The 24,855-nt window shown below is 73.7% G+C and carries 14 protein-coding genes; 6 read left to right on the top strand and 8 right to left on the bottom strand.

Annotated features, from left to right (window positions below; translation table 11 throughout):
- The first annotated feature begins 95 nt into the window (after positions 1-95).
- Genes ACGFZK_RS15030 through ACGFZK_RS15010 form a run of 5 tightly spaced genes read left to right on the top strand, consistent with a single transcriptional unit; the run spans position 96 to position 11,291 of the window.
- The gene (locus ACGFZK_RS15030; RefSeq protein WP_393849287.1) at positions 96-4,196 is read left to right on the top strand and encodes an amino acid adenylation domain-containing protein; all 4,101 of its coding nucleotides are present in this window, start codon (positions 96-98) and stop codon (positions 4,194-4,196) included.
- Entirely contained in the window at positions 4,189-7,545 is a 3,357-nt protein-coding gene (locus tag ACGFZK_RS15025; protein WP_393849286.1) for an amino acid adenylation domain-containing protein, read from the top strand. Before ACGFZK_RS15030 ends, ACGFZK_RS15025 begins: the two co-directional genes overlap by 8 nt.
- Positions 7,545-8,948: a condensation domain-containing protein gene (locus ACGFZK_RS15020; RefSeq protein WP_393849285.1), complete on the top strand. Its 1,404-nt coding sequence runs from the start codon at positions 7,545-7,547 to the stop codon at positions 8,946-8,948. Before ACGFZK_RS15025 ends, ACGFZK_RS15020 begins: the two co-directional genes overlap by 1 nt.
- 10 nt (positions 8,949-8,958) lie before the next feature.
- Positions 8,959-10,149: an acyl-CoA dehydrogenase family protein gene (locus ACGFZK_RS15015; RefSeq protein WP_393849284.1), complete on the top strand. Its 1,191-nt coding sequence runs from the start codon at positions 8,959-8,961 to the stop codon at positions 10,147-10,149.
- Positions 10,146-11,291 carry an acyl-CoA dehydrogenase family protein gene (locus ACGFZK_RS15010; RefSeq protein WP_393849283.1) on the top strand — a complete coding sequence of 382 codons (1,146 nt, stop codon included), beginning with the start codon at positions 10,146-10,148 and terminating at the stop codon, positions 11,289-11,291. The genes ACGFZK_RS15015 and ACGFZK_RS15010 overlap by 4 nt, the downstream gene beginning before the upstream one ends.
- A 65-nt stretch (positions 11,292-11,356) precedes the next feature.
- Here ACGFZK_RS15010 and ACGFZK_RS15005 read toward each other — a convergent pair whose 3' ends face one another.
- The 6 genes from ACGFZK_RS15005 to ACGFZK_RS14980 form a co-directional block, all read right to left on the bottom strand.
- Complete coding sequence (locus tag ACGFZK_RS15005; protein WP_393849282.1) at positions 11,357-11,938, bottom strand: GNAT family N-acetyltransferase; 582 nt, start codon at positions 11,936-11,938, stop codon at positions 11,357-11,359.
- 26 nt (positions 11,939-11,964) lie between these two features.
- A complete protein-coding gene (locus tag ACGFZK_RS15000; RefSeq protein ID WP_393849281.1) occupies positions 11,965-13,035 on the bottom strand; it encodes a threonine aldolase family protein in 1,071 nt (356 codons plus the stop codon).
- Positions 13,032-13,721, bottom strand: coding sequence for a DUF2461 domain-containing protein (locus tag ACGFZK_RS14995; protein ID WP_393849280.1), 690 nt, complete (start codon positions 13,719-13,721; stop codon positions 13,032-13,034). The genes ACGFZK_RS15000 and ACGFZK_RS14995 overlap by 4 nt, the downstream gene beginning before the upstream one ends.
- Complete coding sequence (gene glyA, locus ACGFZK_RS14990) at positions 13,718-15,106, bottom strand: serine hydroxymethyltransferase (protein ID WP_393849279.1); 1,389 nt, start codon at positions 15,104-15,106, stop codon at positions 13,718-13,720. The genes ACGFZK_RS14995 and glyA overlap by 4 nt, the downstream gene beginning before the upstream one ends.
- The gene (locus ACGFZK_RS14985; protein ID WP_393849278.1) at positions 15,103-18,435 is read right to left on the bottom strand and encodes an amino acid adenylation domain-containing protein; all 3,333 of its coding nucleotides are present in this window, start codon (positions 18,433-18,435) and stop codon (positions 15,103-15,105) included. The genes glyA and ACGFZK_RS14985 overlap by 4 nt, the downstream gene beginning before the upstream one ends.
- Positions 18,436-18,526: 91 nt before the next feature.
- The gene (locus ACGFZK_RS14980; RefSeq protein ID WP_393849277.1) at positions 18,527-20,398 is read right to left on the bottom strand and encodes a BTAD domain-containing putative transcriptional regulator; all 1,872 of its coding nucleotides are present in this window, start codon (positions 20,396-20,398) and stop codon (positions 18,527-18,529) included.
- 200 nt (positions 20,399-20,598) lie between these two features.
- On the opposite strand from ACGFZK_RS14980, the gene ACGFZK_RS14975 reads away from it, so the two are divergent.
- On the top strand, positions 20,599-20,820 hold the full coding sequence (locus ACGFZK_RS14975) for a hypothetical protein (protein ID WP_393849276.1): 222 nt from the start codon (positions 20,599-20,601) through the stop codon (positions 20,818-20,820).
- Between the two features lie 90 nt (positions 20,821-20,910).
- Here ACGFZK_RS14975 and ACGFZK_RS14970 read toward each other — a convergent pair whose 3' ends face one another.
- Both ACGFZK_RS14970 and ACGFZK_RS14965 read right to left on the bottom strand, forming a co-directional pair.
- A complete protein-coding gene (locus ACGFZK_RS14970) occupies positions 20,911-23,982 on the bottom strand; it encodes a BTAD domain-containing putative transcriptional regulator (RefSeq protein WP_393849275.1) in 3,072 nt (1,023 codons plus the stop codon).
- Between the two features lie 160 nt (positions 23,983-24,142).
- Positions 24,143-24,613: a MarR family winged helix-turn-helix transcriptional regulator gene (locus ACGFZK_RS14965; RefSeq protein ID WP_393849274.1), complete on the bottom strand. Its 471-nt coding sequence runs from the start codon at positions 24,611-24,613 to the stop codon at positions 24,143-24,145.
- Positions 24,614-24,855: the final 242 nt, after the last annotated feature.

Here is a 24,855-nt window from a genome sequence, read left to right as displayed (position 1 = left end):
CACCCGTCCTCACCCGCACACCCAGCGCCGCGCACCCCGCGGCGCCACCTCGCCGTATCCCTCTCCCGACTCCCGAAGACGCACGGAGGCTCAAGGTGAGCGAGTCCCTCGCCGAACGCATAGCCGCACTGCCGAAGTCCCGCCGGGCACTGTTCCAGGCCCTGACGGGCCGTAACGGCGGGCGCGCCGCCGTACGGGAGGACCCTGAGCCGGCACCCCGTGACCCCGCCGAAGCGCCGGTGCTCTCCTTCGCGCAGCGCCGGCTCTGGTTCATCGACCAGTTGCAGCCCGGCAGCCCCGCCTACAACGTGCCGGTGGCCACCCGCATCCGCGGCCCGCTCGACGTACCCGCCCTGCACGCGGCGCTCCAGGACATCGTGGACCGCCACGAGGTGCTGCGCACCGTCTACACCTACCGGGAGGGCGCCACCGAGGCCGTGCCCCGCGTCGTGGACGGCTACCGGCTGCCCCTGCCGCTGACCGAACTGCCCGGTGAGGAGGCCGTCCGGCCGTTCTACGACGCCGACGCGGGCGCCCCCTTCGACCTGGCCGGCGCCGTCCCGCTACGGGCCCGGCTGGGCCGGATCGGCGACGAGGACCACGTCCTCGTCCTCAACCTGCACCACATCGTCACCGACGGCTGGTCCATGCGCGTCCTCTACACCGAACTGGAGGGCGCCTACGCCGCCCGCACCGGCGCGCCCACCGGGGCGCCGGCCCCGCTCGCCCTCCAGTACGCCGACTTCGCCACCTGGCAGCGCCGCCGCGTCAGCGGGGACCGGCTGGAGAGCCTCACCTCCTTCTGGCGGGAGGAGCTCGGCGGGGCCACCCCCGTGGACCTGCCCACCGACCGGCCCCGGCCGCCCGTCTTCGGACACGCCGGAGCCTCCCGCTACATCGACCTTCCGCCCCGGCTCATCGCCCGGCTGCGGGAGTTCGGCAAGTCCGAGGGCGCCACCCTCTACATGACGATGCTGGCCGGCTTCGCCGCCACCCTGCGCCGCTGGACCGGCCAGGAGGACATCGTCGTCGGCACCTCGGTCTCCGGCCGCGACCACCCGGCCTTCGGCGAGCTCATCGGCTTCTTCGTCAACACCCTGCCGCTGCGCATCAGAACCGGCGGCGACCCCGGCTTCGCCGAACTGGTCCGCGCCACCCGCCACACCACCCTCCAGGCGTACGCGCACCAGGAACTGCCCTTCGACCTGATCGTCGACGCCCTCGCACTGCCCCGCGACCCGAGCCGGCCGCCGCTCACCTCCGTGATGTTCCTCCTCGACGAGACCCCGGACACCGCCCCGGGCCTGGCGGGCGTCGCCACCGAGCCCATCGACTTCTCCTCGCACGCCACCAAGTACGACCTGATGATCAGCGTCCACGACACCGGCACCGCGGTCCGCGCCCTGGTGGAGTACCCCACCGCCCTCTTCGACGCCGCGACCGTGGACCGGCTGCTCGGCCACTTCCTCACCACCCTCGAAGGGGCCGTCGACCGCCCGGACGTGCCGCTGTCCGCCCTGCCGCTGCTCACCGACGGCGAACGCCGGGCCGCCCTGGACGACTGGAACGCCACCCGCGCCCCCTTCCCCCAGGACGCCTGCCTGCACGAGCTGTTCGAGCAGCACGCCGACCGGCGGCCGGACGCGCCCGCCGTGGTCCTCGGCGGACTCGGCGGCTGGAACATCACCTACCGTGAGCTGGAGGAACGCGCCAACCGGCTGGCCCACCGGCTGGTCGAGGCCGGTGCGGGCCCCGACCGGACCGTGGCCCTGTGCCTGCGCCGCGGCCCCGGACTGGTCACCGCGATCCTCGCCGTCCTCAAGGCCGGCGGAGCGTACGTCCCCCTCGACCCGGACTACCCGGCCGAACGCCTGGCGCTGCTGCTGCGGGACTCCGCACCGCCCATCGTCGTCTCCGACGCGGAACTCATCGGCCGTCTTCCCGTCCCCGCCGGCACCGCCCAGGTCCTGCTCGACACCGACCGGGCCGCGCTCGCCGAGCTGCCCGCGACCCGCCCGGCCGTCCCCGTCACCTCCCGGGACCTGGCCTACGTCATCTTCACCTCGGGCTCCACCGGCACCCCCAAGGGCATCGCCCTGGAACACCGCGGCGTCGTCAACAACATCCTCGACCTCAACCGTTCGTACGGCATCGGGCCCGGCGACTCGGTCCTCGCCCTGTCCTCGCCCAGCTTCGACATGAGCGTCTACGAAACCCTCGGCATCCTGGCCGCGGGCGGCGCGCTCGTCCTGCCCGACCCCGCCGCCGCCAAGGACCCGGCCCACTGGGCCGACCTCGTCGACCGGCACGGCGTCACCGTCTGGAACTCCGCCCCCGCCCTCCTCGGGCTCCTCGTCGACCAGCTCGAACACGCCGGCGGGCCCGCACTGCCGAAGCTGCGCACGGCGTTCCTCGGCGGCGACTGGATCCCCGTCACCCAGCCCGACCGGATCCGCGCCTTCGCGCCCGGGCTGTCCTTCGTGGCGCTCGGCGGGGCGACCGAGGCCTCCATCCACTCGGTGGAGTTCCCCGTCGGCCGGGTCGACCCGCAGTGGACCAAGCTCCCCTACGGGCGGCCCATGGCCAACCAGCTCAGCTACATCCTCGACCCGAAGGACCGCCTCGTCCCCGTCGGCGTACCCGGCGAACTCCACCTCGGCGGGGCCGGACTGGCCCGCGGCTACCTCGGCCGCCCCGAACTGACCGAGGAGAAGTTCGTCCACGTCGAACTGGAGCCCGGCCGCACCGAACGGCTGTACCGCACCGGCGACCTGGCCCGCTACGGCCCCGACGGCACCATCGAACTGCTCGGCCGCACCGACTTCCGGATCAAGCTGAACGGTCTCCGCATCGAGCCCGGCGAAGTGGAGAGCGCACTGCGCGACCGCCCCGGGGTCCGCGAGGCCGTCGTGGCAGCCCGCCGCACCGCCGGATCCGACCGCCTCGTCGGCTACGTGGTCCCGGAGGAGGGCGCCGGCCTCGACACCGCGGCCCTGCGCACCGGGCTCGCCGCCGTCCTGCCCCCGCACTGCGTCCCCGCCGAACTGGTGCTGCTGGAACGGCTGCCGCTGAGCCCCAACGGCAAGGTGGACCGGGGCGCCCTGCCCGACCCGCGCCCCACCGTCACCGTCCAGGCGCCGGATCGGACGGCCGCCGCGCCCGCGGACGGGGATCCGGTGGCCCTGCGGATCGCCGCGGTCTGGGCCGAGGTGCTCGGTGTGGCGGACGTGGCACCCGACGACGACTTCTTCGCCCTCGGCGGAGACTCCTTCGCCGCCGTCCGCACGGTCCGCGCCGTCGCCACCGCCCTGCCGGACGGCGGAGCCGTCGCCCTGCGCGTCGTCGACCTCTTCAGCAACCCGACCCCGGCCGGCCTCGCCGCCCGGACCGCCGAACTCACCGCAACGGAAACGGGAACGGGACCGCAGCACCACCGGCTGCTGCACCGGCTCACCCCCGAACGCCCCTCCGGCACCACCTCGTTGACCCTCGTCTGCTTCCCGCACGGCGGCGGCGACGCCATCGCCTACCAGCCGCTCGCGGCCCAGCTCCCGCCGCACATCGAGCTCCTGGCCGTCTCCCCGCCCGGACACGACCCGCTGCGCCCCGGCCCGATGCTGCCGGTCCCCGAGTTCGCGGAACGCGCGGCCGAGGAGATCGCCCGCACCGTGCGGGGACCGTACGCGGTCTACGGCCACTGCGCCGGCGTCGTCACCGCGCTGGAGACCACCCGCGTACTGGAACGGCTGGGGCAGCGCCCGATCGCCCTGGACCTCGCCGCGGCCCTCCCGGAGGAGGACCCCGAGTACGCCCTGGAGATGGAACGCGTCTCCGGAGACGACGACCTCGTCGCCTACCTGACCACCATGGACGGCTTCGACGGCGTCCTCGACGACAGCGACCTCACCGCCGTCCTGCGGATGGTCCGCCACGACATGACCGAGGCCGCCCGCTTCTTCGCCCGCACCCCGGGAGGCTACGACCGGCCCCTGGCCACCCCGCTCACCTGCATCATCGGCGACGCCGACGACGCGACCGAGGGATACGAGAACGGCTACCGCGCCTGGGGCCGGTACGCGGCCGACGTGCGGCTCGCCGTGATCCCCGGGGGCCGCCACTACTTCGCCAAGCACCTGCCCGACCGGCTCGCCGCTCTCCTCGCCGACCTGCACCGCAACGGAGGAACCCATGTCTGATCTCGCCGAACGGCTCGGACGTCTGCCCCAGGGACAGCGCTCCCGCCTGCTGGGACGGATGCGCAACCAGATGACGGCCGGCGTGGGCCGCCGCATCGAACTGGCGCGCGCCGACCACGGACCGCGCTCCCGCTCCTCCTTCCAGCAGGAGCAGATGTGGTTCGTCGACAAGCTCGGCGCCGGCAAGGCCCGCAACAACATAGCCCTGGCCATAGGCCTGGGCGGCCCCCTCGACCGGGCCGCCCTGCACGAGGCGCTCAACGCCGTCGTCGCCCGCCACCAGGTGCTGCACAGCAAACTCGTCGAGATCGACGGTGTCCCCTGGCAGGAGCCCGTCCCCTCCTTCGTGCTCGGCGTCCAGAGCACCGACCTGTCCGGCAGCGAGGACGCGGACCGCGAACTCGCCGAGCTCACCGCCGGCTGCGCCGCCGCCCCCTTCGACCTGGCCGCCGCCCCGCCCGTCCGCGCCCACCTCGTACGGCTCGCCGCGGACCGGCACGTCCTGCTCTGGGTCGTCCACCACATCGCCTGGGACCCGGGATCCACCCGCATCTTCACCGAGGAGCTGACCGCCAGCTACGCGGCGGCCGCCGCGGGCAAGCGCCCCGAGGCCCCCCGGCTCGCCGTCGAGTACGCCGACTTCGCGGCCTGGCAGCGGGCCAAGCTGGAGAACGACGAGCACGGCCGGGCACTGGCGGGCAAGTGGCGCCAGATCCTGGCCGGCGCCGTGGCAACCGAGGTGCTGCCCGACCACCCGCGCGGCCCGGAGACCCGCGGTGACGGCCGCGGCCTGAAACTGACCCTGGACCAGAAGCTGCTGGACCGGCTCACCGAGCTCGCCGATGCCAACAGCACCACCGTCTTCACCACCCTGCTCGCCGCGTTCAACGCGCTGCTGCGGCACTGGACCCGTACCGAGGACGTCGTCGTCGGCACGGCGAGCGCTTCCCGGCCGCACCCCGACCTGGAGCAGGTCATCGGCTGCTTCGTCCAGATGATCACCCTGCGGACCGAGGTCACCGACCGGCTCACCTTCCGCGAGCTGGTCGCCCGTACCGCGGCCTCCGTCATGGACTCCTTCACCAACAGCGAGCTGCCCTTCGAGCAGGTGGTGGAGGCCGTCCGCCCCGTGCGCGACCCGTTGCGCCACCCGCTCTTCCAGATCGAGTTCACCTCGCTCGGCCGCTGGGGCACCCACCGCGCACAGGCCGCGGACATCGAGTTCACCATGGACCAACTGCACGACGGCGCCGCGAAGTTCGACATGAGCTTCCTGGTCGGCGAGAACGACGGCCTGGAACTCTCCCTCGAATACAACACCTCGCTCTACCGGCACGGCACGGCCAGCGCCCTGCTCGCCGCCTTCCGCCAGGTCCTGGAGCAGGTCGCCGAGAACCCCGACCTCCAGGTCGGCGACATCAGCCTGGTCGAGGAGCCGGCCGCCTCCCGGCACGCCCGCGAGCTGTCCCGCGGCGGCCCGGTCGACGAAGCCGCCTGGACCACCACCCTGGACCGCGCGTTCCGCGAGCGGGCCACCATCCACCCCGACGCCGTCGCCGTCCACCACGGCTCCACGCGGCTCGACTACGCGGCCCTCGACCGCTGGTCCGAGGCGATCGCCCACCGGCTGCGCGACCGCGGGGTACGGCACGGCGACCCCGTCGCGGTGTGCGTGTCCCGCGGCCCGGCCGCCGTCGCCGGGTTACTCGGCGTACTCAAGGCCGGCGCCCACTACATCCCGGTCGACCCGGCCGCGCCGGCCGAGCGGACCCGTACGGTCCTGGCCGACGCCAAGGTCCGGCACGCCCTCGCCGACGAGTCCGCGCAGCTGCCCGTTCCGCTGGAGCTGGTGACCACCGGAACGGCGGCCCCCGTCCGCGAGGTTCCCTCCCTCGCCCCGACCTCCCACCCGGGCGACCTGGCCTACGTGCTCTACACCTCGGGCAGCAGCGGAACCCCCAAGGGCGTCATGATCGAGCACCGCTCGGTCACCCACTTCTCCCGCACCATTGCCCGGGCCTACGAGGTCCGGGCCGAGGACCGGGTCCTGCAGTTCGCCCCGCTCACCTTCGACGTCTCCGTCTTCGAGATCTTCACCACGCTGCTGGCCGGCGGCTCCCTCGTCATCGCCACCGACGACGAGCGCCGCGACCCGGCCCTGCTCCAGACCCGCATGCGCGAGGACGCGGTCACCGTCGCCGAACTCCCGCCCGCGCTCCTGCCGCTGCTCGACCAGGCCGGCCTGCCCGACCTGCGTCTGGTCTCGGTGGGCGGCGAGGCCTTCCCGGGCAGACTGGTCGCCGAATGGACCGCGGGGGAGCGCAGGTTCGTCAACGGGTACGGCCCCACCGAGGCGACCGTCGCCGTCACGCTGATGGACTGCACCGGCAGCTACGACCGCAATCCGCCGATCGGCCGCCCCATGCCGGGCCACCAGGCCTTCGTCCTCGACGAGCGGCTGCGCCCGGTCCCGCCCGGCGTACCCGGCGAACTCTGCGTCGCAGGCCCGGGCGTGGCCCGCGGCTACCTCGGCCGCCCCGACCTCACCGCCGACCGGTTCGCCGACAACCCCTACGCGGACGGCCCCGAGACCGAGCGCCTCTACCGCACCGGCGACCTGGTCCGCTGGCTGCCCGGCGGCAACCTGGACTTCCTCGGCCGCACCGACCGCCAGCTCAAGGTGCGCGGCCACCGCATCGAGCCGGGTGAGGTCGAGTCCGTACTGACCGGGCACCCTTCGGTGCAGCAGGCCGTCGTGGTGGCCCAGCCCGCCGCGGGCGGCGAGCGCATGCTGGCCGCCTACGTCACCGTCGAGCAGGTGGGCTCGTACGCCTCCGAGGTCGCCGACGCCGAGGGCCTGCGCGCCTACGCGGCCGGCCGGCTGCCCGGCTACATGGTGCCGGTCGTCGTCGTCCTCGACGAGCTGCCCCTCACCCCGCACGGCAAGGTCGACACCGCCGCCCTGCCGCAGCCGGCCGAGCTGTCGGCGCAGGGCGGCACCGCACCGCGCGACGCCATCGAGGAGCAGATCTGCCGGGACATCCTCACCCCGCTGCTGGAATGGCAGAACCCGGACGTGGAGGGCGACTTCTTCGCTCTGGGCGGCAGCTCCCTCCAGGCCACCATCGTGGTCTCCCGGGTCCGCGCCCTCTTCGGCATCGACATCGCCCTCGCCGACTTCTTCGGCCGCCCGACCGTCTCCGGACTCGCCGAACTGGTCCGCACCGCCAAGGCCGAGGCCGCCGGCGAACAGGACCGGCTGCTCGCGGTCTTCGAGCAGATCGAGAACATGAGCGACGACGAGGCCGCAGCCCTCCTCGGCTCCCTGCAGCACCCGGACGGTGCCTGATGGCCGACCCGGCCGGGCTCGAAGGAGCGCTCGCCGCGCTCCCCGAGGCGAAGCGCGAGCTCGCCCGGCTGATGCTGGCCGCCCGGCAGCCCGTACCCGCCCACCCGGCTCCGCGCTGCGGCGCGGGGCCGGTCCCGCCCACCGCACTTCAGTCCCGGTTGTGGCGCCGCGAGCGCACCCACCCGGCCGTCGCCACCGGCTCCCACGCCCTGCGGCTGACCGGCCCGCTCGACCCGCAGCGCCTCACCTCGGCGCTCACCGGGGTGCTGCGCCGGCACGAGGCACTGCGCACCCGGCTCACCGTCTCCAGTACCGGCCAGCCGCAGCTGCACGTGGACGAGGAACCGTTTCTGCGGCTCACCCGTGCCGACCTCTCGGGCTTCACCCCGCAGGCCGCGGCCGAACGCGTGGTCCTGCAGACAACGGAGAGCGCCTCCACCGTCCTGGACCTGGAGAGCGGCCGCACCAGCGCGTTCCGCCTGCTGCGGCTCGCCCCCGACGAGCACGTCCTGATCCTCGCCTCCCACCTCGCGGTCTTCGACGGCTGGTCCTCCGGGGTCTTCCTGGCGGACCTGACCGCCGGCTACCGCGAGGGCGCCGCGGGCCCGGCCGGCTCGCCCGGACTCCAGTTCCCCGACTACGCCGACTGGCAGCACCGCTGGCTCGCCGGACCCGACGGCTCCGCCGAACTCGCCAGGCGCCGCGCCGTGTTCGCCGCAGACCCGCCCGCACCCCGGGCGCCCGGCGGATTCGAACGCGGCCACGTGCCCGTACGGCTGGCCCGCGGGCCCGTCGACGCCGGGCTGGAGCTCGGCGCGGCCGAGGGGGCCACTCCGTTCATGACGCTGCTCGCCGCGCTGGCCGTCGTCCTGGCCCGCAGGGAAGGCCGTACCTCCCTGGTGATCGGCACCCCCGCGGCCGGCCGCTTCGCCGGACCGCTCGAAGGCGCCGTCGGACAGTTCACCACCGTGGTGCCGATCCGCCTCGACCTCGCGGGCGGCCCCACCTTCCGCGAACTGCTGCACCGCACCCGCGCCGCGGTGGCCGACGCACTGGCCCACCAGCGCCTGCCCGTGGACGTCCTGTTCGGCGACGGCACACCCCCGCCGTACAACGTCCTGTTCGCCCTCCACAACTACCCGGCGGTCCCCCTGGACCTGCCGGGGATCGAGGTCGGCCAGCTGCCCGGACCGCCGGCCCGGCACCTGGAGCTCTACAGCCCCGACCCGGCCGCCGCCCTCGCCTGCATCGGCCTAGTGGAACGGGACGACGGCGAGATCGGCGGCACCGCCGAGTACAACCGCCACGCGGCCACGCCCGAGGATGTGCGGGGGCTGCTCACCGGAATCGAGGACGTGCTGGACCGGGCCACCGCCGCGCCCGCATCCCCGCTGACCACCTAGGGAGTTGCCCGTGCTCACCACCGAGTTCTACCGTGCGCCCGCGGACTGCGGGCTCGTACGGAGCGGAGCCGACGTGCCCCGCACCCCCATGCGGGCCCTGCGCGAGGACATCCACGACATTCTGGTCTCCACCCCCGTGGCCGAGGCCCGGCGCACCCGCGACCCCCGGCCCATCCACCGGGCCCTGGGCGAACAGGGCCTCCTCGCACCCCAGTGGCCCGAGGAGTACGGCGGCCGCGGCATCAGCCAGGTCGCGGCCGCCGTCCTGGTCGAGGAACTGGCCATGCACGACGTGCCCGACCTGCTGCACACCCTCACCGTCCAGATCGTCGGATCCACCCTGCTCAACGTCGCGAGCCCGGCCATGAAGGCCCGGCACCTGCCGGGCTTCGCGGCCGGCACGGCCTTCGGCTGCGTCCTGTTCAGCGAACCCCAGGCCGGCTCCGACCTCAACATCCTCTCCACCCGCGCCGTTTCCGACGGCAAGGGCGGCTACAAGCTGTACGGCACCAAGGTCCACTCGCTCTTCGCACGGCTCGCCGACTACGGGTTGTGCCTGGCCCGCGGCGAGGACGACGCCTTCAGCCTCTTCCTCGTCCCCCTGGCCCAGCCGGGCGTCACCATCCGGCAGATCCCCGGCATGGGCGACGACGCCTTCCACGAGGTCACCCTCGACGGCGTGGCCGTCACCGCCGACGACGTGGTCGGCGAGACCGGCCAGGGCTGGGCGATCGTCGTCAAGACGCTCGCCTTCGAGCGCACCGGACTCGACTACTACGTCAAGGCGCTGCGCTGGTACCGGGCCGCGGTGGAACGCCTTGAGGTCCACACCGACCGCCTGGAGGCCGGCCAGCACGACCAGATCGGCCTGGCCAAACTCAACGCCCGGCTGCTCGCCGCCGGCACCCTGGTCCGCCGCGTCCTCACCCGCCTCGACCGGGGCGAGCTCAACGAGGACGAGGCCGCCGCCGCCAAGTGGTACACCACCGAACTCGCCGCCGAAGTGGCCTGGTGGGCCGCGGAACTCGACGGCGACCGCAGCATGACCCTCGACGACCCCGAGGTCGACGGGGTGGCACACCCACTCGACGCGGCGTTGCGCGAAGCCCCGGGGATGCGGATATCGGGCGGCACCGCCGAAATGATGCTGGAGACGCTGGCCCGGCTGCGTCTCGACTCAGGTGCGGGGGTACGGCCGTGACATCACAGGCGGTCAACGGGAACGGCACGGGCGCGAAGGGCGCGGCGGCGCCCGAGCGCTGGCGGGAGCGGGAGGACGAGGACTCCCTCTTCCGCCAGCTCCGGCTCACCGTGCGCCAGGGGCTGGAGGTCGACGGGGACACCCCCGCCGGCGCCTGGGAGGCGCTGACCCAGGTCGGTGCCTGGGAGTTCGCCCTCCCCATCGGCAAGGACGGACTCGACCTGGGCCAGGCGGTCGTCGCCATGGTCTGCGAGGAGGCGGGCAACGCGATGCAGCCCGTCCCGCTCACCGACACCCTCCTCGCCCTGGACCTGATCTCCGGCCTCGGCCCCCTCGCCCCCGAGGCCGCCGACAGCCTCCTGGACCAGGTGCGGACCGGAGACGTGCAACTCGCCGTACCGGGCAGGCTGCCGGATCCGCGCGGCACCGTGCCGCCGGGCATCACCTGGAAACCGGACGGGGACACCGGCGGCGTCGTCCTCACCGGCACCGGCGGCCCCTTCGCCGCCGGCGTCGGGCCGGGCGCCCTGCTGGTCCTGGCGAGCGGCCCCGACGGCCCGTGCGTGGCGCTCGTCGGGCTGCCCACCGAGGGCGTGGCGGTACGCCCGCTGCGCGACCACGGCGGGGGAGCCGTCGCAGGTGCCGTCTTCGACGAGGCACGGCTGCCGGCCGGCGCGGTACTGCTGCGCGGCCTCGCCGCCGAACAGGCCCTCGCCCGCGTGGGGTTGCGCGCGGCCGTCCACCAGGCCTCGCTGCTGGCCGGGATCACGGCGGCCGCCCTGACCGCGGTCGTCTCCCGGATCCGCGGCCGGCAGCAGTTCGGCCAGGCCCTGGTCAAACACCAGGGCCCCCGGCTGCGGGTGGCCGGGCTGCTGGCCCGTCTCGACGCCGTGCGCTGGGCCGTGGGCGACGCCGCCCGGGACCTCGACGAGGCCCGGCTCACCCCGGGGGAGGCCGCCGGGCTGATCGCCCTCACGGCGGAGACCACCCTCGACGTGACACGGGACGCGGTCCATCTGCACGGAGCCTCGGGCCTGGTCCGGGACGGCCTGGTGGCGGGCTGCTACCGGCGCGCGGCCTGGGAGGCCATGCGCTGCGGGCGCCCGGCCCAGCTGTGGGACACCGCGGCGCACACCCCCTGACCGGGCGCCGCACGCGAGAAGGGGCCCCCGCACCGCGGGAGCCCCTTCTGCGTACGGCAGGACCGTCAGACCAGGTCGCGGCGCATGACCCAGCGGTGGCGCTTGTCGCTCTTGGCCTCGGTGCGGTGCACCCGGCGGAAGCCGGCCCGCTCGAACATGTCCATCGTCCCGACATAGGCGAGCGTCGGATTGACCCGGCCGCCCTCCGGGTCCACCGGATATCCCTCGACGGCGGGCGCACCGTGGGCCCGCGCGTGCTCGACGGCCCCCTCCAGCAGGCCCGAGGCGACCCCCTTGCCGCGGAACTCCTTGCGTACGACGAAGCAGGTCACCGACCACACGGGCAGATCGTCCACCGGTGTGATCGTCTTCGAGGAGGTCAGCCGGTCGAGCTGGCGGCGCGGCGCCACGTTGCACCAGCCGGCCACCTCGCCGTCCAGGAACCCCAGGACCCCGGGCGGCGGATCGGCCTTCTCCATGAGGCCCTGCAGGTGCTCGCCCCGCTCGTCGGCGGTGAGCCGCCCGTAGTCGCCGGTCGACAGCCGCCACGCCATGCACCAGCACGTGTGCGCGCTCTTCTTCGGCTGGAGCACCTGCCGGATGTCGTCCCACAGATCCGCCGTGGCGGGCCGTACTTCTAAGCTCATGCTGCTACTTCGCTCTCTTCCGCTTCTCACAGGTGTCCCGCGGGCGCGGTGTTCCGCGCCGCGGTGACGACATCGGTCACAACGGCGGCGAGCACCTCGAGGGCTCGCCGGCACGCCTTCCGTCCCACATCCAGATGAGTGACCAGCCGGACCGTCCGCGGACCGGGCGCGGTCACCAGCACTCCTTCCCGTGCGGCCCGTGCGACGACCTCGTCGGCGCCGGGAACCTCGATGAGGACGATGTTGGTCTCCGGCGGGCGCACGGTGCATCCCGCGTCCCGCAGCCCCGCCGCCAGCAGCGCGGCGTGGGCGTGGTCCTCGGCGACCCGCTCCACGTGGTGGTCCAGGGCGTACAGTCCCGCAGCCGCCAGGATGCCCGACTGCCGCATGCCGCCACCCAGTCCGTGCCGCAGCTTCCGGGCCCGCGGCAGGTGTTCGGCCGGCAGCAGGAGCACCGACCCGACGGGCGCGCCCAGCCCCTTCGACAGGCACACGGACAGGGAGTCGGCCGTCTCCCCGTACTGGCGCGCGGAGGTGCCCGTCGCGGCCATCGCGTTCCAGATCCGGGCCCCGTCCATGTGCACCGCCAGGCCCGCGCCGGCCGTCAGTTCCCGTACGGCGCGCAGCGTCGGGAGCGGGTGGACCGTCCCGCCGGCCCGGGTGTGGGTCTGCTCCACCTCCACCGCACGGGTGCCGAGCGTGTACGGGTTCCCCCGCCGGACCACCCCGGCCAGCAGGTCCGCGGTGATCACCCCCCGCTCGGCCGACACCGTGCGCGTCTGGATCCCGCCGTAGCGGGCCGGTGAGGCCTCTTCGTGGGCCAGGACGTGTGCCTCGGCATCGCACACCAGCTCCTCGCCGGGACCGACGAGGAGCTGGAGGGCGATCTGGTTGGCCATCACCCCGGACGGGGTGAACAGGGCCGCGGAGAAGCCGAAGAGCCCGGCGAGCCGGTCCTCCAGTGCACGGACGGTCGGATCCTCCCCGAACAGGTCGTCGCCGACCTCCGCCGCGGCCATCGCGGCCCGCATCCCGGGCCCCGGCCGGGTCACCGTGTCACTGCGCAGGTCGGCGGTCTCGAAACTCCCGATGCTCATGACGGTGCGTCAACTCCTTGCTCGCTGGGCCGTGGGGTGAGTTCGCGGGCCGCCATCCAGTCCAGCAGGGGGCGTACCGACTGCCAGGTCTCCCGCACCAGTTCCGCGGCGCGGGCCGTGTGCAGGCCCGCCTCCGGCCCGTACCGGCGCCCGGCGTCGATCGTGCGGTGGCGCAGCAGCCCCAGCCGCGGGTGGTCCGCGGGGACCCCCCGCGGCCGGGACCTGAGCCGGTCGCCGCCCAGGGTGAACCCCTGGTCCTCGAGCCGGGCCACGATCGCGGCCAGCTCCGCGCCGCCGTCCACCTGCTCGACGGCGGCGCGGTAGCGGGCGACCTCGGCCCCGGCGTACGGATACCAGCGGCCGGAGGCGTACAGGCCGTGCCGGTCCAGGTGCACCCACAGGCCCAGACAGGGCAGCAGGTCCAGATGGGCACCCTGGTAGCTCTTGTACGGGGACTTGTCGTGGGACATCCGGGTGTCCCGGACCGGGCCGAGCACCTGCACCTCGCCCGCCCCGGTCGACTCCCGCAAACACACGGTCAGTTCAGCGGCCAGCTCGTCCATCGGCGCACGTACGTCACGCTCGTACCGTTCGCGGTGGCGCAGCCGCCACGCCTCCTTGCTGTTGTCGGCCGCGAGGTCCTCGTACAGGCGCAGTGCCGAGGGCGGGAAGCCGCTGAAGGTCACGGCAGGTACCCCGGCAGGGGGTGGGCGGCGCACAGCTCGGAGACCCTGGTGCGCACCCGGTCGCGCAGCACGTCCGGCAGTACGCCGCCCTGCGTGCGCAGCGCCGTGAGGACGTCGGCGACCAGGTCGGCGCACTCGGCGGCGACCGCGTGGTCCATCCCGCGCGCGGCCAGCGTGTTGGTGCCGAGCCGCAGTCCGCCGGTCACCCGGACCGGGGTGGTGTCGCCGGGGACCCGGTTGCGGTTGACGACGATCCCGCAGGACTCCAGGGCCTGCTCGGCGACGTCTCCGGTAACGCCGGTGCCGCGCAGGTCCAGCAGCACCATGTGGGTGTCCGTGCCGCCGGTGACCAGCCGGAACCCCCGGTCCGAGAGGCGTTCGGCGATCGCCTGCGCGCCGTCGGCGAGCCGCTTGGCGAGCTCGGCGAAATCGGGGCTCGCCACGAAGTCCAGGGCGCGCGCCTTGGCCGCCACCGACGCGAGGTCGGGCGTGCCCTGGGTGAAGGGGAACACGGCGCGGCGCAGGGTCGCGGCCAGGGTGCCGCGCTCCGGTCCGGCCCTACGGGCCTCCCGGCCGAGCAGGATCAGCCCGCCGCGCGGGCCGTACAGCTGCTTGTAGGTGCTGGTGGTCGTCACGTGGGCGTGGTCGACGGGGCTCTGGTGGAGGCCGGCCGCGACCAGTCCCGCGATGTGCGAGATGTCGGCCAGGAGGTAGGCGTTGGCCTCGTCCGCGATCTCCCGGAAGCGGGCGAAGTCGATGCTGCGGGGGTAGGCGCTCGCTCCGCAGACGATCAGCTTCGGGCGGTGCTCCAGGGCCAGCTCGCGGATCTGGTCGTAGTCGAGCAGCCCTTCCGGTGTCACCCGGTAGCCGTGGGCCCGGTAGTAGCGGCCGGTCACCGAGGCGGGGGAGCCGTGGGTGAGGTGCCCGCCGCAGTCCAGGTCCAGCCCGAGCAGGGAGTCGCCCGGGCTCAACAGCGCCGTGATCACGGCGAGGTTGGCGGAGGAACCGGAGTGCGGCTGCACGATCGCGTCCTCGGCCCCGAACGCCGCGCACGCCCGCTCGATCGCGAGGCGCTCGATCTCGTCGGCGACCCCGCAGCCGGCGTGGTAGCGGTTGCCGGGGAAGCCCTCGGCGGTCAGGTTGCCGAGCGCGCTGCCCTCGCAGGCCAGGACGGAGGGATCCGCGACGCTGGACGCCGCGACCATCATCAGGGTGTCGCGCTGGCGCGCCGACTCCCGGGCCAGCAGCGTGTACAGCGCGCCGTCGCGCTCTCTGAGCCGAGCCGTGGCGTGCCGGGCGAAATCGACCAGGTCGGGGTCCGGACCGGGTGCGGGCGCCGCGGGCAGCTGCGGCTCGGTGACGGGCGCGGGCAGGGTGAGACTCATGACTGTCCCCTCTCGGAATCGTCCGTGATGACCGTGCTGTGCCGAACCACGTCCCCGGCCGGCGCGTCGGCCACGTCGGCCTCGTCCTCCTCCAGCTCGCCGAAGGCCTCCGCGGCGGCGGTCGCCTCCGCGCCGTGCTGCTCGTCCACGGCGATCTTCTCCGCCAGCTCGGAGATCACCGGGTTCTGGAACACGGTCTTGACGGGCACCGGCACCCCCAGCAGCTCCTTGAGCAGGCCGGCCAGCCGGGTGCCGCTGAGCGAATCGCCGCCCAGACTGAAGAAGTTGTCACCGGGCCCCACCCCGTCCAGGCCGAGGATGTCCGCGACCGCCGCGCACAGCACCAGCGCCAGGGCGCTGCCCGGCTCGTCGCCGGAGTCCCGTACGGCCGCCTCGTCGGCGGACTGCTGCCGCCCGGCGGAGGAGGCCAGCAGCAGCCGGTCGACCTTGCCGTTACGGGTCAGCGGGAGCTCCGGCAGCACGGTGAGCGCAGCCGGCACCATGTAGCCGGGAAGCTGAGCGGCGAGCCGCTCCAGCACCGGCCCGGCCGCGTCGGCTCCGGCCACCACGAAGGCGTGCAGCCGCCGCACCCCGTGGGCGCTGGCCGGGGCCACCACCACGGCCGCCTCGACCTCGGCGTCCTGGCGCAGGACGGCCTCGATCTCGCCCAGCTCGATCCGGTGGCCCTGGATCTTGACCTGGAAGTCGTCGCGGCCCAGGATCTCGATGCTGCCGTCCGGCAGGTACCGGCCCAGGTCACCGGTCAGATAGGCGCGTTCGCCGCTCTCCGGAAGCTGGACGAAGCGGTTCGCGGTGCGCTCCGCGTCGTTCCAGTAGCCGAGCGCGAGCCCGACGTCACTGGCCACGGCCATCTCGCCGACCACCCCGAGCGGGCGCTCGTATCCGGACGCGTCGACCACGTAGTAGCGCTGGTTGGTGATCGGCTTTCCGTACGGGATGCTCGTCCAGGAGGGATCGACCTCGCCGATCGGCTGGAACAGCGACCAGCAGATCGTCTCGGTCGGACCGCCCGAACCCACCACCTGGATCCGGGGGCTCTGTGCCCGCAGCCGGTCCGGCAGCGTGAGCGGGATCCAGTCGCCGGAGAGCACGGACAGCCGCAGGGACTCCAGCGGCCGGCCGCCGCCGCGGCGCTCGCGCACCTCGGCCTCGCCGACGAGCAGCTCCATCAGGACGGGTACGGAGTTCCACAGGGTGACCTGCTCCGCCTGCACCAGATCGGCCCAGACATCGGGCTCGGCGTGCTCGAACGGCGGTGGCAGCACCACGGTCCCGCCCTGCGTCAGCACTCCGAAGACGTCGTAGATCGAGGCGTCGAAGTGGAGCCCGGAGATGGCCAGCAGCCGGTCCCGGGAGCCGACCCCGAAGCGCTCGGCGACGTCGCGGACCAGGTTGACCACACCGATGTGGTCGACCATCACGCCCTTGGGCTCACCCGTCGAGCCGGAGGTGAAGATCGTGTAGGCGAGGTCCGCGGGAGTCTGCGCGGTGTCGGGCCGGGTGTCCGGCCCCGACTCGAAGTCCCTGTCCACCCGGTAGCGGCGGGCCGTGGGGGGCCAGCTGATCCGGGACTCCAGGGAGGACTGGGTGAGGATCCGGTCGACCTTGGCCTCGGTGAGCAGGCGGCGCAGCCGCTCCGGCGGCACCGACGGGTCCAGCGGCAGATAGGCGGCGCCGGAGGCCAGGATCCCGTACACCGCGGCGTACTGCTCCCAGCCCTTCTCCATCACGACGGCGACCAGCTCACCCGGGGCGGCGCCGTGGTCCCGCAGTGTGTGCCCGATCCGCCAGGCGTACGAGGCCAGTTCGGCGTAGCTGAGGCGCCGGCCCGCGTCCACCACGGCCTCGGCGTCGGGCGTGCGCTCCACCTGCCGGGCGAACAGCTCGTGCAAGGTGGTGTACGGGATCTGCCCGGCCGTGTCGTTGACCTGGCGGCGCAGGGTCCGCTCGGCCGCCGGGATCAGGTCGAAGCGCCGGGCGTGCAGGCTCTCCGGGTCCCGCGTGAGCCGCTCCAGCAGGTCCACGTACACGCCGAAGGCGGCGTCGACGAAGCCGGGCGCGAAGGCCCCGTCGACGAAGTCCCAGATGACGCGCAGTTCACCGGCCAGCTCGCGCAGCTGTACGTCGAGCGAGACCTGCGGGGTCTGCGAGATCGAGTACACCTCCCGGCCCAGGTCCGTCACGGGCCTGCGCACCGGGTAGTCGAGCAGGCTGGTGACGACGACCGGCATGCCGGCCTGCGCGCCCACCCCGTGCAGCCGGGTCAGCTCGCGCAGCACCCGCACGCCGTTGAAGGCGCCGTGTTCCGCGTCGCGGGCGAGCTGGTCGCGCAGGGCGTGCGCCCGGTCCAGGAAGGTCGCGCCGGAGCCGTCTGCGGCGAGCATCACGGCGTTGGTGAAGTCACCGAGCACGCCGGCGATGTCCGGGTGCACCGGCGGGCGCTGGAAGATCGGGTAGTTGATGGTGAAGTCGGACTCCTCCGCCCAGCACCGGACCACCTCGGCGAAGGCGGCGGTGAGCAGGACCGACGGGGTCAGCCCCGCCTCGTGCGCCCGCGCCGAGAACCGCTGCCAGTCGGCGGGGGAGAGGCGGTGCTCGCGCCGGTCGAAGCGCACCTCGCTCCCGCCGCCGGCGGAGCCGCCGGTGGGCAGCGAGGGGGCCGGCGGCAGGGTGGGCACCCGCTCCAGCCAGTAGTCGCGGGCGGTGCGGAAGGCCTCGGTGTGCGGCAGGGCGTCGGCGCGCCAGCGGGCGTACTCGGCGAAACCGATACCGGGCTCAGGGAGTTCGGCGTCCGGGTTCTCGTACAGGTCGACCAGCTCGGGGAAGAGCACCTGGAAGGCGCTGGAGGCGTCCAGCACTTGGAGGTCGATCCCGAGGTGGACCCTGCCGATGTTCCCCGGGCCGCCCAGCCGGATGATCCGCAGGTCGAACAGAGGCCAGCTGCCCACCGGGAAGACCACGTGGCTCATCTCGTCCCGCAGCGCGGCGAGCCGCGCCCGCGAGGCCTCGGCGGACAGGTCGCGCAGGTCGACCACCGGTATCCCGAAGGGCAGCGGGTCGGCCGGGACCCACTGGGTGCCGTCCGTGCGCCCGATCGCGCGGAGCATGTCGTGCCGGGCGACCACCTTGCGCCAGGCGACGGCGAAACGCTCGGGGTCGAGGTCCGCACGCTCCCATTCGAAGTATCCGTAGCAGCCGATGCCGCCCAGCTCGACTGCTTCACCTCGCCCGATCATCAGTGCCTGCTGCGTCTCGGTCATCGGGAAGGACGCGGCACTGTCCGCGCGAGCGGGCAGGAGCTCGGTCATGGTCCAACTCCATTCGGTGTTACGGGCCGGTGGCCTGTGCTTGCCTGGGGTAGATGCGGGCCGGAGCGCCCTGCTGCGGGGCAGGGCGAGGCTAGGGGCGGTGAGTTAGCCGCCGGTTATGTTCCGTCCGGGCGGCGGCCCCGCGGCCGGGCGCGGCCCCCTCGTCCAGGGAGAGCGCGAAGAGCCGTACGAGCGGATGGAAGAGGTAGCAGGGCTGGCCCCACTCGTCCGCGCCGCTGACCTCCAGCAGTGCCGCGTCGGCGAGCGCCTCCAGCAGCCGCTCCGCCTCGGTCTCCGGCAGGCTCAGTGCCCTTGCCGCATCCGCGGCGGGGAACGGCTGCGGGCCGAGCGCGGCCAGCGCGGGGAACACCGCCCGCACCTCGGGGTCCAGCGCCCGCCAGGACGGCAGCAGCGAGGAGTGCACGTCCAGGTCGCCCGAGTGCAGCTCGCGCAGCCGGGTGAGGGGATCGGCCAGCCTGCGGGCGAGCCGGTCCGGGGTGGAGTGCGGCCGGGCGGCGATCCGCGTCCCGACGATCCGCAGGGCCAGGGGCAGGCCGGCGCAGTGCTCCACGATCGCGGACGCCGCCCCGGGCGCCGCGGCCACCCGGGCGGGACCGGCCGCGGCCGAGAGCAGCTCCAGCGAGTCCCGGGGCTCCAGGGGTGCGAGGGCCACGGTGTGCGCCCCGGCCACGGTGGGCAGGGCCGTCCGCCCGGTGACCAGGACCGCGGGCTCCGGGGTGTTGGGCAGCAGCGGGCCCAGCTGGGCGGCCCCGGAGGCGTTGTCCAGCACGATCAGCAGCTGCCTGCCCCGGGTCCGCTCCCGGTAGAGCCGGACCAGCTGGTCCTGGTCCTCGGTGACCGGTACCTCGTCCGCCGGGCCCAGCGCGCGCAGCAGCCGGCGCAGCACCCGGGTGGGGTGCCGGGGCGTGCCGTCGGGGGCGCGCAGGTCGGCGTACAACTGCCCGTCGGGGAAGTGCCGCTGGCTGCGGTGGGCCGCGTGCACGGCGAGGGCGGTCTTGCCGAGCCCGGCCATCCCCGTGACCAGGACCCGCCGGGGCCGCCCGGCGCCCTGTCCGTCGGGGGCCAGCGCACGGCACAGCAGCTCCAGTTCGGGCTCCCGGCCGGTGAAGTCGACGGTGTCCGGGGGCAGCATGGCCGGGGCGCCGGCGGGGCGGCCGGTGGCGTCCCGCGGGGGGCCGGTCAGCACGGCGGGGGCGGAGCGCGGCTGGCGGTCGAGCGTGCCCTCCAGCAGCGCCCGGTAGGTGGCCCGGAGTTCCTCGCCGGGGTTCACGCCCAGCTCGTCGGCGAGCACCGCCCGGCCGTGGTGGTAGAGGTGGATGGCGTCCGCCTGCCGGCCGGACCGGCACAGGGCGGTCATCAGCTGGCACCGGATGCGCTCGCGCAGCGGGAACTCGGCGACGAGGCCGGTGAGTTCACCGGTGATCTGCTCGTGCCGGCCGAGGGCGAGGTCCGCGGCGATGCGGTGCTCCAGCGTGACCGCCCGGGCCTCGTTCAGCCGCGGGGCCTCGGCGTCGGCGAGGTATTCCGTGGCGTTGGCGAAGGGCTGCCCGTTCCACCGGGCCAGGGCACCGCGCAGCAGCTCACCGGCCTTTTCGAAGTCCTCGGCGATCAATGCCTCGCGGCCGCCGAGTGCCAGCTTCTCGAATTCCGTCAGGTCAAGGGTCGCATTACCGATGCTCATGGCATATCCAGGCGGCCGGCGATCGATCAGAACATCGTCGCCGAGAATCTTGCGCAAGCGGGAAACGTAGGTGTAGAGCTGTGCGCTGACGGTGGCCGGCGGGGCCCAGCCCCACAGCAGCCGGCACAGCCGTTCGTCGGAGATCACCTCTTCACGGGCCACGAGGAGCGCCGCGAGCACGGTGTGCAGCTTCGCCCCGGAGAACGGGACCCGGCGGCCGTCCCGCCGTACCTCGACTGGCCCGAGCACTCGGAATTCCATGTACCGCCCCATCCGTGATTCATGGAGAAGAATCTCTGGACGAAGCTAGAGGAGTGCGTTGTTCCCTCGATATCGTGGCGATTTCGAGGGCGGCCGGGGCCACGAAATCGATGGAACACGGAAGAAAAAGGAGGCGTCCCTACTGTTCCATTCGTGCCGCAGCGAGCGGCAGTGATGCTCCACCGAGAGGGGATTCCCAGATGCGCAGCACGCGGACGGCGAAGACGGCGAACACGACGGCGGCGGCCTGCCTGGTCGTTCTTGCGGGGATGTTCGTGGGTACGGGGGGAGCGGCGGCCGTCCTGACGGACACGAGGACCACCACGCAGGCCGACGGAGACATGCCCTGGGGCATCGTCAAGCCGCTGGACCCCCCGCGCGACGGCTCCGACGGCAAGCACGGCGACATGCCCTGGGGCTGACCCGCCCCGGAACCTGCCCCGACCCGCCCCGACCCGCCCGCGCTCCGCGTTCCGCTCCGCGTTCCGCTCCGCGTTCCGCTCCGCGTTCCGCTAGTCCTCCGGGTGCGTCAGCAGCGAGGTCAGCTCCGCCGCCGTGAAGGAACGATGCGGCAGCTCCCCGGAGCCCCCACCGCCCCTGCCCGGCCGGCCCGCACCGCCCGGCCCGCCCCCACCGCCTGGCCCCGGCTCGGCCGCCGCGCCCTGAACCGCCGCGAGCAGTCGGGCCGCCTGCGCCCGCCAGGGCTGCGCGCCGACCTCCCCGAAGGCGGCCCGCGCCCGCCGGAACCTCTGCGCCGCCTCCGTCAGGCGGCCGCCGATCGCCTCCACACACCCCAGATCGGTCTCCACCCGGGCACACAGGAAACGATCCGCCAGTTCGTCCGTGATCTCCAGGGCCTGCTGCAGCGTCCCTCCCGCCGCCGACAGCAGGCCCTGGCTCCACTGTGTCTGCCCCAGCCCCCGCAGCGCGTGCGCCTCCCCGACCCGGTCGCCCTCGCCCCGGGTCAGCCGCAGCACCGCGCCGAACGCCTCCGCGGCCTCGCCCAGGTTCCCCGCCCGCAGCCGCACCTCGGCCAGCCGGTACACGCTCTGCGCCTCCGCCCGCACCGATCCGGTGCGCCGGCTCAGCGCCACCGCCTCCTCCGCCAGCGGCAGCGCGCCCCCCACGTTGCCCCGGTCCAGCTCGATCTGCGCCTGGAAACCCAGCAGATGGGCCTCGTTCCCGATGTCTCCGGACGTGTGGAAACCGTTGAGGGCCGCCTCGCAGAATTCCAGCGCCCGCTCCCAGTCCCCCTGGAACCGCGCGCACATGGCGAGGTTGCGCTGGGCGAGCGCCGCCCCGCCCACGTCACCGGCGTTGCGCAGCAGCCGCAGCGCGGCCATGTTCCAGCCCTCGGCCTGCTCGTACCGCCGCTGGTAGATCGCCAGTGACCCCAGCAGCCGCAGCATCGTCGCCTCGCCCGGCTGGTCCCCGCCGCGCCGGGCCGCGGCCAGCGCCAGCTCGGCGCAGCGCTGCCAGTCCTCCAGGTAGTTCTTCGTCTCGAAGTGCGGTACCGCGCTCTCGGTCAGCGTCCACGCGTACCGGGACCGGCCCGTCTCCGCCGCGTGCGCCACCAGGTCCGCCACCGCCGTGCGCTCCGACTCGAACCAGTCCATCGGCGCGGCCAGCAGCTCGTCGGCCAGCTCCGTCAGGAACCGGGGGGCGGCTTCGGCCGGCCGGCCCACCGGGAACTCCCGCCCGTCGATCCGCCGGTGCGCCTCCTCGGCCAGCCAGAGCCAGGCCGCGAAGGCCCGCTCGAGCGCGGAGTGGGTCTCCCCCTCCGGCTCGTCCGACTCCGCCCGCTCCCGGGCGAACAGCCGCAGCAGGTCCTGGAACCGGTAGCGGGCGGCCCGACCCGGCTCGGCGTCGGCGACCTCCAGCAGCTGCGCGTCGACCAGGTGGTCGATCAGCTCCTCCGCGTGCCACACGTCCGTGTCCAGTACGGCCGCTCCCGCCCACGCGGCGAAGTCCGCTGTGCGAAGCAGCCCGAGCCTGCGGTACATCCGGGCCGCCTCCGGCGGCAGGTCCCGGTAGGTGAGCCGGAACCCGGCGCGCACCCCGCCCTCGCCCGGGCTCAGTACGTCGAGCCGGCACCGCTGGTCGCGCAGCCGTGCCACCAGGCTCCGTACGCTCAGACCGGGTTTGGCCGCCAGCCGCGCTCCCGCGATCCGCAGCGCGAGCGGAAGGCAGTCGCACAGCGCGCCGAGCTGTTCCACCGCCACCGGGTCGCTGCCGAAGCGCTCGGCCCCGGCGAGCTTGATCAGAAGGGCCGTCGCCTCGGTCGGCTCCAGCATCCGCAGCCGGATGGTCAGGGCCGTGTAGTCCCCGGTCAGATCGCCCAGGCTCTCGCGGCTGGTGGCGAGCACCACGCTGCGTCCGCCGCCGGGGAGCAGCGGTCTGAGCTGGTGGAAGGACCGTACGTTGTCCAGCACGATCAGTGTCTTGCGGGTGCTGAGCAGGCTCCGGAAGAGCGAGGCCCGCTCGTCGGGATCCGCCGGTATCTGGGGCGCGCCGATCCCGAGGGCGCGCAGGAACCGGTCGAGCACGGCCGCGGGGGACACCGGCGCGTGCTCCTCGTCGTACCCGCGCAGATCGGCGAAGAGCTGGCCGTCCGGGAACTGGTCGGCGACCTGGCTCGCCCAGTGCACGGCCAGTGCGGTCTTGCCGACCCCGCCCACGCCGACGATCGTCGCCAGCGCCGGGGTGTGCGGGTTGTACGGCTCCTTCAGGAGCCGGTCCAGGGAGGTCATCTCCCGCTGCCGGCCGGTGAACGCCATGACGTCGGCGGGCAGTTGGGCCGGGATGGTGCTGAGGGCCGCCGGGGCGGGCGCCACCGCGGCCGGGGGCCGGGTCAGTTCGGGGGAGTCGCGCAGGATCAGGTCGTGCAGCTGCCGCAGCCCGGGACCCGGTTCGATCCCCAGCTGCTCGGTGAGTAACCGGCGGCCGTCCAGGAACACCTCAAGGGCCTCGGCCCGCCGCCCCGACCGGTACAGGGCCAGCATGAGGTGTTCGCGGCACTGCTCGCGCAGCGGGTGCCGGGCCACCAGATCGGTGAGTTCACCGGTGAGCGTGCGGTGCCGGCCCAGCTGGAGCATCAGCCCGGCACGCTCCTCCAGCAGCGCGAGCCGCATCTGCTCCAGCCTGGTGGTCTCCGCCTCCAGCCGGGAACCGGAGGGTTCGTCCAGCGCGGAGCCCCGCCAGATGCTCAGCGCCTCCTCGAACTGCGTGCACGCCTCCTCGGCCCGTCCGTGCCGGGCGGCGTCCCGCCCCTGGTCGGCCCGCTCCAGGAACTCCTGGACGTCGATCCGGTGCTCCCCCTTGGCCAGCAGGTAGCCCGGGGGAGAGGTGATCAGCAGATCGGTCACCCCGGCCTGCTTGAAGGTCTTGCGCAGGGTGGCGACACAGATGGCGATCTGGTTGCGGGCGGTCGCCGGGGGAGATTCCGGCCAGACGGCGTCCACCAGGGTGTCCACCGACACGATCCGGTCGGCGTAGAGCACCAGCATCGCGAGGACCGTGGCCTGGCGGCGGCCGTTGATGCGCAGCGGACCGTCATCGGTCTGGACGACCAGCGGCCCCAGCACTCTGAAGACAAACCGATTCAAAAGGTCCCCCGGCCTTGAAACCCCGCGTCAGGCGCGAACGGTACCGCAAAGAGGATTCCTCGGTGCAGTCAACTCTTGGGAAAAACACGGGCAGTTTCAGGCCAGCTTGTCCGTATAGCGGTGGACACGTGGGCATGCTTCACGGAGCGTCGTCGGATCCGGTCGACGACAATGCGCCGGACAGGCCCCGCAGCAGCTCGGCCGTGCGCCGCACCTCGCCCTCGCCGCCGAGGCCCTCGCACAACTGGCGGGCCAGCTCGGCGAGACAGGAGTCGATCTCGCGTTTCGCGGCCACGCCCTGCTCGGTGGCGGTGAGCAGCTTCGCCCGCCGGTGCGCCGGATTGTCCAGGTAGATCGCCAGACCCTGGCGCACGAGCAGGTCCGCTATGCGCTGGACGCTCTGCCGGGTGGTCCCCACGCGCCGGGCCACGGCGGACACGGAAAGTGACTCACCCGTCACGGTGCTGAGTATCTGCCAGCGCGCGGCGCTGAGCCCCGAAGCGAGGGTGAGGCGGTCGAGTGCCGCGGTGAACCGTCCGTTCAGCCGGAAGACCGCCACCGCGGCCCGGCTGAACGCCTCGGCCTCCCCGGACTCCCCCGTGCGCGTCAACGTCGGTCCCCTTCCGTACGTCCCGCGGGTCGCGACACGATAACAGCGCGTGGTCACGTCGACGAGGGCCGCCGGAGGACGGTCGCCGGGCTGGTCCGTTGGCTGTCCCATGGCCGACAAAATCACGTAGGGGCTGTACCAATGGCCCAGTGCAGCGGGGCCCGGTTGAGCCAGTGGGCCTCCAGGTGGTTATCTGTGGCGTATCCATGTACTTACGGCGCCGCGCAGCGCCGGACGGCAAC

It is taken from the genome of Streptomyces sp. NPDC048257, from assembly GCF_043201855.1.
In the GTDB taxonomy this organism is placed as follows: Bacteria; Actinomycetota; Actinomycetes; order Streptomycetales; family Streptomycetaceae; genus Streptomyces.
Note: the sequence above shows the minus strand (reverse complement) of the source record. Positions and strands in the feature narration are given on the sequence as shown.